Annotated in this window: 13 protein-coding genes and 1 pseudogene; 4 read left to right on the forward strand and 10 right to left on the reverse strand. The window is 61.4% G+C overall.

The genetic code is table 11. The annotated features are described in order from the left end of the window. Positions 1-61 precede the first annotated feature (61 nt). A complete protein-coding gene (locus tag LRS56_25450; protein ID WDU62078.1) occupies positions 62-1066 on the forward strand; it encodes an AraC family transcriptional regulator in 1005 nt (334 codons plus the stop codon). A 106-nt stretch (positions 1067-1172) separates the two neighbouring features. On the opposite strand, the gene LRS56_25455 is transcribed toward LRS56_25450, so the two are convergent. Beyond that, positions 1173-1538: a response regulator gene (locus tag LRS56_25455; GenBank protein ID WDU62079.1), complete on the reverse strand. Its 366-nt coding sequence runs from the start codon at positions 1536-1538 to the stop codon at positions 1173-1175. 38 nt (positions 1539-1576) lie between these two features. Beyond that, positions 1577-2262, reverse strand: a pseudogene (locus tag LRS56_25460) (Crp/Fnr family transcriptional regulator). Between the two features lie 83 nt (positions 2263-2345). Here LRS56_25460 and LRS56_25465 point away from each other — a divergent pair. Then, entirely contained in the window at positions 2346-2870 is a 525-nt protein-coding gene (locus LRS56_25465; protein WDU62080.1) for a DUF962 domain-containing protein, read from the forward strand. A 133-nt stretch (positions 2871-3003) separates the two neighbouring features. Here LRS56_25465 and LRS56_25470 read toward each other — a convergent pair whose 3' ends face one another. From LRS56_25470 to LRS56_25495, 6 genes are all read right to left on the reverse strand, one after another. Next, positions 3004-3984, reverse strand: a complete 981-nt coding sequence (locus LRS56_25470; GenBank protein ID WDU62081.1) for a sulfate ABC transporter ATP-binding protein — start codon at positions 3982-3984, stop codon at positions 3004-3006. A gap of 3 nt (positions 3985-3987) precedes the next feature. Continuing rightward, the gene (cysW, locus tag LRS56_25475; protein ID WDU62082.1) at positions 3988-4860 is read right to left on the reverse strand and encodes a sulfate ABC transporter permease subunit CysW; all 873 of its coding nucleotides are present in this window, start codon (positions 4858-4860) and stop codon (positions 3988-3990) included. A 13-nt stretch (positions 4861-4873) separates the two neighbouring features. Beyond that, complete coding sequence (gene cysT / locus LRS56_25480; protein WDU62083.1) at positions 4874-5692, reverse strand: sulfate ABC transporter permease subunit CysT; 819 nt, start codon at positions 5690-5692, stop codon at positions 4874-4876. A gap of 162 nt (positions 5693-5854) precedes the next feature. Then, positions 5855-6865, reverse strand: coding sequence for a sulfate ABC transporter substrate-binding protein (locus LRS56_25485; protein WDU62084.1), 1011 nt, complete (start codon positions 6863-6865; stop codon positions 5855-5857). 68 nt (positions 6866-6933) lie between these two features. Further along, a complete protein-coding gene (gene oscA / locus LRS56_25490; protein WDU62085.1) occupies positions 6934-7116 on the reverse strand; it encodes a sulfur starvation response protein OscA in 183 nt (60 codons plus the stop codon). A 297-nt stretch (positions 7117-7413) separates the two neighbouring features. Then, entirely contained in the window at positions 7414-9327 is a 1914-nt protein-coding gene (locus LRS56_25495; protein ID WDU62086.1) for an EAL domain-containing protein, read from the reverse strand. Positions 9328-9492: 165 nt separating this feature from the next. Here LRS56_25495 and LRS56_25500 point away from each other — a divergent pair, with 165 nt between their 5' ends. Further along, positions 9493-10677 (forward strand): acyl-CoA desaturase, encoded by a 1185-nt coding sequence (locus LRS56_25500; protein ID WDU62087.1) that lies wholly within the window; start codon positions 9493-9495, stop codon positions 10675-10677. A gap of 188 nt (positions 10678-10865) precedes the next feature. Then, positions 10866-11867 (forward strand): sensor domain-containing diguanylate cyclase, encoded by a 1002-nt coding sequence (locus LRS56_25505; protein WDU62088.1) that lies wholly within the window; start codon positions 10866-10868, stop codon positions 11865-11867. Positions 11868-12011: 144 nt separating this feature from the next. Here the strand turns inward: LRS56_25505 and LRS56_25510 are convergent, their stop codons facing one another. Continuing rightward, positions 12012-13220: an HDOD domain-containing protein gene (locus LRS56_25510; protein ID WDU62089.1), complete on the reverse strand. Its 1209-nt coding sequence runs from the start codon at positions 13218-13220 to the stop codon at positions 12012-12014. Between the two features lie 140 nt (positions 13221-13360). After that, the gene (gabT, locus tag LRS56_25515) at positions 13361-14638 is read right to left on the reverse strand and encodes a 4-aminobutyrate--2-oxoglutarate transaminase (protein ID WDU62090.1); all 1278 of its coding nucleotides are present in this window, start codon (positions 14636-14638) and stop codon (positions 13361-13363) included. Positions 14639-14681: the final 43 nt, after the last annotated feature.

Consider the following 14681-nt stretch of genomic DNA (forward strand, 5'->3'; position numbering starts at 1 on the left):
AGGCCCGCGTGCAGGACGCTAGCCCCACACGCCAACCTGTTGACCGCAAGCGCCAATCGTCATGACCGAACCGACTTCCCTCGCCAGCTGGACCCGCGCCCTGCGCAAGCAGCTCGACGCCCTGGACCTCGACAGCGCCGCGCTGTGCGTCGAGGCCGGGCTCGACCCGCAGCAAATGGACGACCCGAATGCGCGCTACCCGCTGTCGGCCACCACGCGCCTGTGGGAACTGGCGGTGCAGGCCAGCGGCGACCCGGCAATCGGCTTGCGGGTGTCGCGGTTTGTCAGCCCCACCACGTTTCATGCGCTCGGCTATGCCTTGGTGGCCAGCGGCAGTCTGCGGGAAGTGTTCGAGCGCATCGTGCGCTATCACCAGGTGGTCAGCGATGCCCTGGTGCTGGAGCTTAGCGGCGATGGCGAGCGCTACCGCTTTCGCCTGCTGCAACCACCGGGCAGCCCGGCGCCGGCGCTGGAAGCCATCGATGCCTTCGCCGCGATCTATGTGCGCACCTGCCGCAACCGCCTGGGCCGGGACTACGCGCCTTTGGCGGTGTACCTGCGCCGCCCGGAACCGGCCGACCCCAACCCCTGGCACACGGTGTTTCGTGCGCCGGTGTTTTTTGCCGCCGAGGAAGACCGCCTCGAATTCGCCGCCCATGATTTCGACAGCCACCTGGACGATGCCAACCCGGAACTGGCCGAACACAACGAAACCGTGCTCAAGCGCACCCTCGCCCAACTGCAACCGCTGACCTGGGAACGTAAAGTGCGCGCAGCCATCGAGGCGCAACTGCCCGAAGGCGAGCCAAGTGCCGAACGGGTTGCCCAGGCCCTGCACCTGAGCCTGCGCAGCTTGCAGCGGCATCTGGCGGATGAGGGCTGCCGCTTTGACGCGCTGCTCAATGAATGCAGGGAGAACCTCGCGTTGCTGCACCTGCGCGACCCGCAATGTTCATTGGCTGAGATCAGTCATTTGCTCGGGTTTGCCGATACCAGCAGTTTTAACCGGGCGTTCAAGCGCTGGACGGGGATGACGCCGGGGCAGTTTCGGGATGGGTTGCGGTAGTGGGATGTGCGGTGGGTGTAAGGGCCTCTTCGGGAGCAAGCCCCCTCCCACATTTGGAATGCGTTCCCCTGTGGGAACGGGCTTGCCCGCGATGGCGGTGGCTCAGTCAGCGCCCGCGATCGCGGCGCAAAACCTTTCTCACCCGCGCCACTAACGCCTTGGCTTCAAACGGCTTGAGCAGGTAGTCATCCTCATGCAATTCCAGGCCGCGCAGGCGGTCTTCAATCCCGCCCGGCGTGGTCAAAAACAGCAGCGGCGTATCGCCCTTCTGCCGAATGGCCTGCTGCAACTTCCAGGCGTTCAGGCCCGGCAGCATCACATCCAGAATCACCAGTTCATAGTCGGCGCTTTCGACAAAACGCTGCGCCGCCATGCCGTTGGCCGCGACTTCCACGGTGTAGCCGGCCTCGTTCAAACCCTGGGCCATCCGCTGTGCTTCGTCGGTCTCATGTTCCACTAACAGCACGCGCATAACACACCTCGATTGATCAGACCTGCAGGCTACCACCCTCAGGTGTGCGCCGCCTGCCGCAGCCGCTGCGCATCGAGGATTTCGATCTCGCCATAGCCCAGGCGCACGATGCCTTGGGTTTGCAGGTCCTTGAGCAAAGCGTTGGTGGTCTGGCGCGACAGGCTCAACATCGCCGCCAAGTCTTCCTGGGGTAATTGCAGCACGCGTCTGGCGGGTTCGATATCGCCGTGCCCCTCGACGATCATCAACAAACGATGGGCCAGGCGCACCGAGGCCGGCATCAGGCTGAGCTGTTCCAGGCCGATAAAACTCAGGCGCAGCTTCTGGCTCATCAATAACGCCAGGTCGCGCCAGTACCGAGGGGCCTGGTCGAGGATTTTCAGCAGCGCCTGCTGCGGCACCTGCAACAGGGTGCACGGCCCAACAGCGCAGGCGTCGTGGGTGCGCGGCAAACCGTCGAACAGGCAGATTTCGCCGAACCAGTAGGGTACCTCCATCAGGCTCAAAATCGCCTCCTTGCCCTGCTCATTCACCGCGCTGACCCGCAGGCTGCCGTCGAGCACGGCATACAGGCCGCAGGGCGGGTCGCCGCGCTTGAACAGGTATTGCCCCCCGCCAGTTGGCGCAGCTGCGCATGGGCCAGCAAGCTATGCTGAAAAGGCGCGGGTAGATGGCTGAACCAGTGACCGGCAGCCAGCCGGGCGTGCCATTGGTCTACGTCCATGAGAACTCCGAAGATTGTCGCCCAACTGACAGTCAGTGGCGGGCCGGCAGGGCATGATCAAACATCCTACAGGAGGAACAACAATGAAAAGCCTCGTCGACCACCTCAGTCAATACGCCGCCTACCACCGCGACCCACGCAATATTGCCAGCCACTTTATTGGCATCCCCTTGATCGTGGTCGCCGTGGCCGTGCTGCTGTCACGCCCCGAATGGGCGGTTGGTGGCCTTTGGCTGTCGCCGGCAGTGATTGTCGCGCTGTTTTCGGCGTGGTTTTACCTGCGCCTGGAGCTGGCGCTCGGCGTGCTGATGACAGTGCTGATGGGCTTGGCGGTGTGGGCCGGGCACGTGCTGGCGGCGCAGAGCACGCTGGTGTGGCTCAGCAGCGGTATCGGCCTGTTTGTGGTGGGCTGGGTGATTCAGTTTGTCGGCCACTACTACGAGGGCCGGAAGCCGGCGTTTGTGGATGACGTGTCCGGGCTGATCGTGGGGCCGTTGTTTGTGGTGGTGGAGTTGGCATTTCTGGTGGGGTTGCGCCAGGGGCTCAAGCAGCAGATTGAAGAGCGTTCGGGGCCGGTGGCGGTACGCGCGAAAAACGCCACGGTCTAACAGGCACTGAAGAACAAATGTGGGAGCCGGGCTTGCCCGCGATGACGGTGGGCCAGCCAACATCATTGCCGACTGACAGTCCGCCATCGCGGGCAAGCCCGGCTCCCACAAGGGTTTTGCAGTGTTTGTAGACTCAGGCTTTTTGCCAGACCTTGGGTTTGAAGAACAAGGTCTCGCCCCGCGCCAAACCGGTCAGGCTGTCGTGGTCTTTCACCACTTCAGCCTCGATCAGCTCGCTCTGGCCTTCCACTTTCAGGGTGACCCGCGTAGTGGCGCCCAGCGGGCGAATATCGCGCACTTCAGCCGCATGGTGGTCTTCCAGTTCATGCCGCGACAGCGACACTTCATGCGGACGGAACAGCACGTGATTGTCCTCGCCCAAATGCAGGCGGTTGGAATCACCCAGGAAGTGGTACACAAAATCACTGGCCGGGTTTTCGTAGACTTCACCCGGTGAGCCGATCTGCTCGATCACGCCCTTGTTCATCACCACGATACGGTCGGCGACTTCCATGGCCTCTTCCTGGTCATGGGTCACGAACACCGAGGTCAGGTTGATGTCTTCGTGCAGGCGCGCCAGCCAGCGACGCAGCTCTTTACGCACCTTGGCGTCGAGGGCGCCGAACGGCTCATCGAGCAGCAGCACTTTAGGTTCTACCGCCAGGGCGCGGGCCAAGGCGATGCGCTGGCGCTGGCCACCGGAGAGTTGTTCCGGGTAGCGATCAGACAGCCAATCGAGCTGCACCATATTCAGCAGCTCGTGGACTTTTACCGCGATCTGGCTTTCATTCGGGCGCTGGTTTTTCGGCTTCATGCGCAGGCCGAAGGCGACGTTGTCGAACACGGTCATGTGGCGGAACAGCGCGTAGTGCTGGAACACAAAACCGACGTTGCGATCACGCACGTCGTGGCCGGACACGTCTTCACCGTGGAACACGATGCTGCCGTCATCCGGGGTTTCCAGGCCGGCAATGATGCGCAGCAAGGTAGTTTTGCCGCAGCCGGACGGGCCGAGCAACGCCACCAGCTCGCCACTCTGGATATCCAGATTGATGCTGTTCAGGGCCTTGAAGGCGTTGAAGTTCTTGCTGACATTACGGACTTCGATCGACATGACTTATTCCTCACTGCTTGCTGCGCGCAGGCGATTAATTCGGTTCTCGCTCCACTGCTTGAGCAGCAGGATGAAGAGCGCCAGGATCAGCAGCAGACTCGCCACCGCAAACGCGGCAACGTGGTTGTATTCGTTGTAGAGAATCTCGACGTGCAGCGGCAGGGTGTTGGTCACGCCGCGAATGTGGCCGGACACCACCGACACCGCGCCGAACTCGCCCATGGCCCGTGCGGTACACAGCACCACGCCGTAGATCAGGCCCCATTTGATATTCGGCACGGTCACATGCCAGAACATCTGCCAGCCATTGGCGCCCAGCAGGCGAGCAGCCTCTTCTTCCTGGGTGCCCTGCTCCTGCATCAGCGGGATCAGTTCACGGGCCACAAAGGGCACAGTCACGAAGATGGTGGCGAGCACGATGCCCGGCAAGGCGAACACGATCTGGATGTCATGCTCCTGCAACCACGGGCCGAATAAACCCTGGGCGCCGAACATCAATACGTACACCAGGCCCGCGATGACTGGCGATACCGAGAACGGCAGGTCGATCAGCGTCACCAGGATGCTCTTGCCACGGAACGAGTACTTGCTCACGCACCAGGCGGCACTGACGCCGAACACTACGTTGAGCGGCACCGAGATCAACACGGCGATCACCGTGAGCTTCAGCGCCGACAGTGCGTCGGGCTCAAGGATCGCGGTAAAGAACGCGCCCAGGCCATTCTTCAAGCCCTGGGACACCACGATAAACAGCGGCAGCAACAGGAACAGAAAGAACACCAGCCAGCCCAGGCTGATCAGGATGCGTCGCGACACGGCGCTGCCACGACGGGCAGCGTTGGCCGAGGATGCAGCGGAAATAGACGATTGGGACATGTTCCGCGCCTCCTTATGGACGTTCGATGCGCCGCTGCAACAAGTTGATCAGCAGCAGCAAAACAAATGAAACCACCAGCATCAGCACGCCGATGGAGGTGGCGCCGCGGTAGTCGTATTGGTCGAGCTTGACCATGATCAGCAGCGGCAGGATCTCGGTTTTCATCGGCATGTTGCCGGCGATGAAAATCACCGAACCGTACTCACCGACGCCACGGGCAAAGGCCAGGGCAAAGCCGGTCAGCCAGGCAGGCAGCAACGCGGGCACGAGGATATAGCGGAACACCTGCAACGGCTTGGCGCCCAGGCAGGCGGCGGCTTCTTCGATTTCGCGAGGGATATCGGCCAGCACCGGCTGCACTGTGCGCACCACGAATGGCAGCGTGACGAACGTCAGCGCCAGCGTGATACCCAACGGGCTGTAGGCGATCTTGAAACCGAGGTCAGCGGCGAACTGGCCGACCAGGCCGGTCGGCGTGTACAACGCGGTCAGCGCGATACCGGCCACGGCGGTGGGCAGGGCGAACGGCAGGTCGATCATCGCATCGATGATCTTGCGGCCGGGGAAGGTATAGCGCACCAGCACCCAGGCCAGCAGCGTGCCGATCACGCCATTGATCAGCGCGGCGTAGAGCGCGGTGCTGAAGCTCAGTTTCAACGCCGCCAGCACGCGCGGTGCCGAGATGATGTTCCAGAACTGATCCCAGGTGAGTTGAGCGGCGTGTACAAACATCGCCGCGAGGGGGATGAGTACGATCAGGCTGAGGTACACCACGGTGTAGCCCAGCGTCAGCCCGAAGCCGGGTATGACGGGGGAAATACGACGCGACATAAGAGTCCTTGGTTAAGGGAAAACCACTGGAGGCACACACGTCCTGTGGGAGCTGGCTTGCCTGCGATGCAAGCGCCGCGGTATGTCAGTCACACCGCGGCGATGCTATCGCAGGCAAGCCAGCTCCCACAGGGCATAGCGTGCGCCACCAGATTGTGTTGGTTACTGCGCGGTGTAAATCTGATCGAACACGCCGCCGTCGTTAAAGAATTTCGGTTGGGCAGTTTTCCAGCCGCCGAAGTCTTTGTCGATAGTCACCAGGTCCAGTTTCGGGAACTGCTGGGCGTATTTGGCGGCCACTTTTGCATCGCGTGGGCGGTAGAAATTCTTCGCCGCAATCTCCTGGCCAGCCGGGCTGTACAGGTGCTTCAGGTATTCGGTGGCGATTTCGGTGTTGCCCTTTTTCTCGGCGTTCTTGTCGACCACGGCCACCGGCGGCTCCGCGAGGATCGACAGCGAAGGCACGACGATATCGAACTTGTCGGCGCCGCCGTCTTCTTTCAGCGCCAGGAACGCTTCGTTTTCCCAGGCCAGCAACACGTCACCCTGACCGTTGTTGACGAAGGTGATGGTCGAACCGCGAGCACCGGTGTCGAGGATCGGCACGTGCTTGAACAGCTCTTTCACGTATTCCTGGGCCTTGGCTTCGCTGCCACCGGATTTGAGGCCATAGGCCCAGGCGGCGAGGAAGTTCCAGCGCGCACCACCGGAGGTTTTCGGATTAGGAGTGATCACCGACACATCTTTCTTGATCAGGTCGCCCCAATCCTTGATGCCTTTAGGGTTGCCCTTGCGCACCAGGAACACGATGGTCGAGGTGTACGGGGTGCTGGCGTCCGGCAGGCGGGTTTGCCAGTTTTCCGGCAGGGTCTTGCCCAGCTTGGCGATTTCGTCGATGTCGCCGGCCAGGGCCAGGGTGACCACGTCGGCGCGCAGGCCGTCGATCACTGCACGGCCTTGCTTGCCCGAACCACCGTGGGATTGCTGGATCTTCACATTGTCGCCGGGGTGGGACTGTTTCCAGAAGGTGGTGAACTCAGCGTTGTAATCCTGGTACAGCTCACGGGTAGGGTCGTACGAGACGTTGAGCAACTCGTAGTCCTTGGCAACGGCGGAACCTGCAAACACGGCACTGGCCAGGGCGGCCAGGGCATAACGGCGAATCGACGACATAGAAGCTCCTGAAAATTCTTGGGTGTTGGCTTTTTCTTATAGTGACGGGGGTCTATCGCCGTTATTGCTTAGCTCGGTTTGTTACCCGGGTTCTGCAAACGGAATTTTTCTTTGCGTTCGATCTGTACCACTTGAGCGTTATGCACAGTGATTTCCACCGCGCCAAACCGCAGATCGCGCAGGGCGCTCTGGATCTCACGCAAAATGGCTGCTTCGTCCTGGCCGTCGACGCTACGTAGAGATGCGCTCATGGTCTCGCTCCTGAAATGAATAGTGCCTCGCAGTGGCGGCACTGCTTGCGGCGTGAGGCGATAGTAGATAAGCGCGGATATTCTTAAAAATACTATTTAAGAATGTTTATATAACCAGAAAGAATTTTCTGGCAAGACGCGGGGTTGCGAGAGGATTTTGGCAGCTTGTGCTGAAATTAAGCCTTGAGAGATTCAAATGTGGGAGGGGGCTTGCCCCCGATGGCGGTGGGTCAGTCACTTATTGGTTGGCTGACACTCCCTCATCGGGGGCAAGCCCCTCCCACATTTGACTGTATTTCAAGTTCGGATAGCGGGAGCTCTATCCCAATCAATCGCCTGCGCCGGCATCGGCCGCCCGAACCAATACCCCTGCCCCATATCGCACGCCTGATCCAACAAAAACCGCGCCTGCTCTACCTGCTCAATCCCTTCGGCGTGCACCTGCATGCCCATGCTTTTGGCCAGGGCGATCACCACCCGCACAATCGCGGCGTCATCTTCGTCCCACGGCAGCCCGGCGACAAAACCCTGGTCGATCTTGAGTTTCTGCACCGGCAGGCGCTTGAGGCGCAGCAGGGAGGAATAGCCGGTACCGAAGTCGTCGATGGCCAGGCGCAAGCCCAGTTCGCGCAGGCGGTGCAGTTGCTCGAGGGCCACTTCCGGGTCGTCCATCACTGCACTTTCGGTGACTTCCAGTTCAAGGTAGGCCGGGTCCAGGCCGGTGTCGTGCAGCACCTGAGCGACTTGCTCGTACAATTCGCGTCGGGCAAATAGCCGGCTGGACACATTGATCGCGATAAAGCCCAGCGGCGCACCGTCGGCCAGCCATTGGCACATCTGGCGGCAGGCTTGGTCCATGACCCAAGCGTCGATATCGGCGATCAGCCCGGTGCGTTCGGCGATCGGGATAAATTCGCCCGGCGGCACCAGCCCGCGTTCCGGGTGCTGCCAGCGCACCAGGGCTTCTACGCCCACCAGGCGGCTGTTGTGCAGGTCGTGCACCGGCTGGTAATAGACGCGCAGCTCCTGCTGGTCGAGGGCGCGCCGCAGTTCACTGGCGATTTCCACGCGGTTCTGGGCGTGGGCCGTGAGTTCTTCGGTGTACAGCGCGTAGCCTTCGCGGCCGGCGCTCTTGGCCTTGAACAGCGCGGAGTCGGCATTGCGCAGCAGTTGTTCGGCGCTCAAGGCGTCATTGGGAAACAGGCTGATGCCGATGCTGGCGCTGATAAACAGCTGGTGGCCGTCGAACCTGAACGGTTGCTTCATCGCCTCCAGCATGCGTTGCGCCAACGCGGCCGCCTGCACCACCTGCGGGCAGCTTTCCATCAGCACGGCAAACTCGTCCCCGCCCAGGCGCGCCAGGGTCACGCCGGGGCCGAACAAGCCCAGCAGGCGTTCGCTCACGACTTTGAGCAATTGGTCACCGACGTTATGGCCAAGGCTGTCGTTGATGATCTTGAAGTGGTCCAGGTCCAGCAACAGCAGGGCGCAGCCGCGCTTGTGGATTTGCGCCGAGGCCAGCGCCTGCTCGGCGCGGTCGGTAAACAGCAGGCGGTTGGGCAGGTCGGTCAGGGGGTCGTGATGCGCCAGGTGGGCCAGCTCGTGCTCGGAATCCTTGATGGCGGTGATATCGGAAAATACCGCGACATAATGGCTGACTTGGCCAAGGTCATCGCGGATTACCCGAATGGTTTGCCACTGCGGGTAAATCTCGCCGCTTTTGCGTCGGTTCCAGATTTCACCGCTCCATTCGCCGGTGCGCTCCAGGCACTGGAACATCTGCTGGTAAAAATGCGACGAATGGCGCCCGGACTTGAACAGGCTGGGTTCGCGCCCCATGACGTCTTCGCGCTGGTAGCCGGTGATCGCCATAAAGGCCCGATTCACATGCACGATCAGCCCCTGCGCGTCGGTGACCAGCACGCCTTCGCGGGTGCAATCAAACACCGCGGCGGCCTGGCGCAGGCGCTCGCGATTTTCCTGCAGCGGTTGCTGCAACTGGTGCGCACGGGCAAAACGCGCGCATAGCAGGTAAATCGCCAGGGCACTCAGGGCCACCCACACGTACCCGCGCACTTGCAGCCAGCGCCCCAACTCCTGCGGTTCATCGAGAAAGTTGATCAATATATGGTCGCTGAGCTGGAGCCAAGCAATGGATACCAGCAGGTATACCAGCCCCACACGCAGGGCACCTCGGTATGAAAACAGCATATGGTCAGTAATCCTTACCAAAAAAACAGAATCGCCCTACAAAGGCTGCGGATTATAGAATAAGAAACATCCAGTCACTCCTATCTGAAAGGGCGGCTGGTTTTCTCTGTAGGCTTAGTGATAATGCGTGAGCTGGTTTTTCTTTTTCTGAGGGCCATACAGCCTATGTGGTACAACGGTTTTCTTGACTTGTCAGCCTGGCAACTGGTGGCAGTCACTCTGTTGATGACCCACGTGACCATCGTTGGCGTCACGGTTTATCTGCATCGTTATTCAGCCCATCGCTCCCTGGAGCTCAATGCCGGCCTGAAACACTTCTTCCGCTTCTGGCTGTGGCTGACCACGGCGCAGAACACCCGCGAGTGGACCGCCATCCACCGCAAACACCACGCCAAATGCGAAACCGTCGATGACCCGCACAGCCCGGTGATCAAGGGCCTGTCCACCGTATTGCGCAAAGGCGCCGAGCTGTACCGCGCCGAGGCGGAAAACCCCGAGACCCTGCGCATCTACGGCAAGAACTGCCCGGACGACTGGATCGAACGCAAGCTCTACACCCCCTACCCGCTGTTGGGTGTGGCGATCATGGGCGTGATCGACCTGCTGCTGTTCGGCACCATCGGCATCACCATCTGGGCGATCCAGATGATGTGGATTCCATTCTGGGCCGCCGGTGTGATCAACGGCCTGGGGCACGCCGTGGGCTATCGCAACTTCGAATGCCGTGACGCCGCCACCAACCTGGTGCCGTGGGGCATCATCGTGGGCGGCGAAGAGCTGCACAACAACCACCACACCTATCCCAACTCGGCCAAGTTGTCGGTGAAGAAGTGGGAGTTCGACCTCGGTTGGGCCTGGATCAAGGTGTTCAGCTTCCTGCGCCTGGCCAAGGTGCAGCGCGTTGCACCGATTGCCCATCGCGTGGAAGGCAAGGGCCACCTGGACATGGACACCGCCATGGCGATCCTCAACAACCGCTTCCAGATCATGGCCCAGTACCGCAAGTTGGTGATCGGCCCACTGGTCAAGCAGGAGCTGGAGAAGGTCGATCACTCGGTGCGCCACCAATTCCATCGCGCCAAGCGATTGTTGTCGCGTGAGACCAGCTTGCTCGATGACCGCCACCACGTGCGCATCCAGAGCATGCTCGAGCACAGCCAGGCCCTGAAGGTGATCTATGAAAAGCGCCTGGCGCTGCAGCAGATCTGGCTCAAAACCAGCTCCAATGGCCACGATATGCTGGCCGCCATCAAGGAATGGGTGCACGAAGCCGAGGCCAGCGGCATCCAATCCCTGCGGGATTTTGCCCACCAATTGAAGACCTATTCGCTGCGTCCTGCGGCGGTCTGAACGTGACGTGGGAGGGCTTGCCCTCCCACCTATCAGCTTTTTGGCGTCATTTCTCGGACACCGGCAATCGGTCCTGTTGACGGAACTTCACTGCAATTCGCCTCTCTCAATGAACACTTCGCCATCATGGTGACCCCTTGTAGTGACCGCTGCTCCATCCTGCGGCGCGCCCAGAGAGAGTTGTGCCGATGGTTCACGAAAAGTCCCACGTAACCGATACGCCCACTGCTGAGCATCCTCGCCCGGCGGCAGCGGCGACCCTGCTGGCGCTGATGCATGCCCAGGGCGAAGTCGAGCGGCTGAGTGAGCGCGAACAGTTGCTGAGTTCACTGCTGGTCAGCGTGAATGCCGTGCTTTGGGCCATCGATTGGGCGACGCGTCGCGTACTCTACGTGAGCCCCGCCTACGAGCGCGTGTTCGGCCGTTCCGCCGGCCTGCTGCTGGCCGACCATCGGGAATGGCGCAACAGCATCCACCCAGAAGACCTCGACTATGCCGAACACAGTCTGGCGCGCGTGTTGGAGCAAGGCGCCGTGGAAGACCGCGAATACCGCATCATCACTGCAGACGGGCAAATCCGCTGGCTGAGCGACAAGTGCTACATCAACCAGCAGGTCGAACCCGGCGAGCCGGTGATTGTGGTGGGCATGGCCGAGGACATCACCGAAAAGAAACAAATGGAGCTGGAACTGCACCGCCTGGCCACCACTGACGTGCTGACCCAGAGCAGTAACCGTCGGCATTTCTTCGAATGCGCCAACCATGCCTTCGACAGCGCCTGTGCTCAGGGCGCACCGCTGGCCTTTCTGCTGCTGGACATCGACGACTTCAAGGACGTCAACGACACCTACGGCCACCTGGAGGGCGACCAGGTGCTGCGGCGTATCGCCGAGAGCGGCCGTGGGGTGTTGCGCCGTGGTGACCTGTTCGGGCGCATTGGGGGCGAAGAGTTCGCCGCCGTATTGCCCGGGTGTGCACCGCAGATGGCGCTACAGGTGGCCGAGCGACTGGGCAGGGAGATTCAGGAATTGAGCTTCAACTATGAAGGCCAAGCGTTCAGCGTGACCATCAGCCAGGGCCTGGCCAGCCTCACTGAGCAGGACTCGACCCTGGACAGCCTGTTTGCCCGCGCCGACGCGGCCATGTATGAGGCCAAGCGCCTGGGCAAAAACCGCGTGGTCGCGGGTTAAAGCCGAACACGTTCATCTGCCACAGTGAAAATCCCATGTGGGGGCGGGCTTGCTCGCGAATGTGGCGTGTCAGCCAATATACTCAGTGACTGAGACACCGTATTCGCGGGCAAGCCCGCTCCCACATTTGGGTCTCGTCGCCCTCTAGGACTTGCGCACCCGCGTCAGCTCGGCCAACCCCACCTTCAGCAGACGTGCGGTCTTGCTCGCGGCCAGTTCTTCCAGCCCCTCGTGCTCGGTCAATCGCGCCATTTGCGCCGCCAGGTTCACCACCAGTGCATCCCGGGCATACACACCGCCCTCCAGGGAATAAATCGCCGCGATCAATTGGCGCAACGCCAACGGCAACCGCCAACGGGCCCGCAGTGCCGAGCCATAGGCCGCGCCAAAGGTGTAGAGGGCTTCGCCGATCGCTTCATCATCCAGCGCACCGCCGCCCTGACGCCAGTCTTCCAGGCAGCGCAACAGCGCCAAGTCGCCCAGCCGATGGAGGATACCGGCGCTGTAGCAGCGCTCATGGTCCAGCGCCAACATATGTGCCAGACGCAGGGCATAGTCGGCGGTGTCCTGGGACAATTGCCAGTGACGCTGCGCATACGCCATCAGGCCCGGATCCGCCAACACCACGTTGTGCTTGAGCGCCAGGCCCAGGATCAGGTTCATGCTTTGCCCGGGCGCCAGCGTGTTCAGGGCTGCGGGCAGAGTTTGCACCGGTATGCCGTGATGGCCGGCGCTGTTAGCGGCGGCGATCAGCACGGCGGTAATTTGTGGGTCCATGCGCACCCGGTCTTCGAGGTGCTTGAGGTCCAGGCCGTCCGGGCCGAGGCTGTGTTGCACGGCGGCTCTTACGTCGACCCGCAACGGCGCACCATCGGACGCCTCGCGGCGGCGCTCGAGGAATACCGGCAAGGTCATGCCGGGCGCCAGCGGCGGAATCTCGCAATACACGCTTTCGCCTTCGTTCAGCAGCAGGTCTTGCAGACGCTGCGTCAGGCCTTCCATGTTCAGGGGTTTGGTCAAATACGCCGTAGGCGCCAGGGGCAAGGCTTCGCGCACGCTGGCGCTGTCGTTGCGACTGCTCAGCAGAATGAACGGCAGCGCGGGCGAGCGGCGTTTCTGGCGCACGTTGCGCAACAGGCTCAGCCCATCAATGCCTGGCAGCTCCCAATCCGCCAGGATCAGGTCGTAGGGCTTTTCGCGCAGCAGCGTGGCCGCTTGCTGCCCGTCGGCACACACATCCAGCCGCGCATCACAGCGCACATTCAACAGTACTTGCTTGAGCAGGTCCCGCGACCAGGGGTCCGCTTCGGCAATCAGTACGCGGGGTACAGCGGGTAAATCAACAGCAATCATCCTGCACGCTCCATCGGCAATGCTGGAACCTTAGACAATGGAGGCGCATACGTACAATGAACAAGGCCTGAATGTGCGGTGATCGGCATAAAAAAACCCGCCGAAGCGGGTTTTTTTCTGTCGATCAGTTCAGCTTCCGCTTACAGCTCGGAGAAGCACTCTTCAATGATCGCCAGGCCTTTGTCGAGTTGCTCGTCCGGCGAGGTCAACGGCACCAGCACGCGCAACACGTTGCCATAGGTGCCGCAGGACAGCAGGATCAGGCCCTTGTCACGCGCCTTGGCCACCACGGAAGCGACAGCGGCCGCATTCGGCTTGTGGCTGTCGCCACCTTCGAACAGCTCGACCGCGATCATCGCGCCCAGGGCACGCACTTCGCCAATCACCGGGTACTTGGCCTGAATGGCTTTGAGGCCAGTCACCAGGCGCTCGCCGACAGCCTTGCAGCGGTCCAGCAGGTGCTCTTCTTCGAACACTTCCATCACCGCCAATGCAGCGGCGCAAGCGATCGGGCTACCGGCGTAGGTGCCGCCCAGGCCGCCTGGAGCAATGGCGTCCATGTATTCAGCCTTACCGCACACACCGGCCAACGGGAAACCGCCGGCGATGGATTTAGCGAAGGTGGTCAGGTCGGCGGCAACGCCCATCTGCTCCATGGCAAAGAACGTACCGGTACGGCCGGCACCGGTTTGCACTTCGTCGGCGATCAGCAGGATGCCGTGCTTGTCGCACAGTTCGCGCAGGCGCTTCATGAAGGATTTAGGCGCGACGTAGAAACCGCCTTCGCCCTGAACCGGCTCGATGATGATGGCAGCGATGTCACGCGGCTCGGCATCGTTCTTGAAGATGCGTTCGATGCTGGCGATGGAATCGTCATCGCTGACGCCGTGCAGTTCATTCGGGAACAGTGCGCGGAACACGCCGCCCGGCATCAGGCCCATGCCGGCCGAGTACGGTACGACTTTACCGGTGAGGCCCAGGGTCATCATGGTGCGGCCGTGGTAAGCGCCGGTGAAGGCAATCACGCCGGCACGGCCAGTGGCGGCGCGAGCGATTTTCACGGCGTTCTCAACCGCTTCGGAACCGGTGGTGACCAGCAGGGTTTTCTTGGCGAAATCACCTGGGACCTTGGCGTTGATTTTTTCGCACAGCTCCACGTAAGGCTCGTAGGCCAGAACCTGGAAGCAGGTGTGGGTCAGCTTGTTCAACTGCTCGGTCACGGCCGCGATGATTTTCGGGTGCACATGGCCGGTGTTCAGCACGGCGATACCGCCGGCGAAGTCGATGAACTCGCGACCTTCAACGTCGGTCACGGTGGCGTTCTTCGCGGATTCGGCGAAGATCGGGTGAATCTGGCCAACACCACGCGGTACAGCGGCTTCGCGGCGTTTCATCAAGGATGCGTTGGTCTTGCTCATAAAGTCCTCATTCGCCACTCATCGGGTGGCGTGGTCCAAGGAA

Origin of the sequence: Pseudomonas poae (genome assembly GCA_028869255.1) — a bacterium.
Lineage (GTDB): Bacteria > Pseudomonadota > Gammaproteobacteria > Pseudomonadales > Pseudomonadaceae > Aquipseudomonas > Aquipseudomonas poae_C.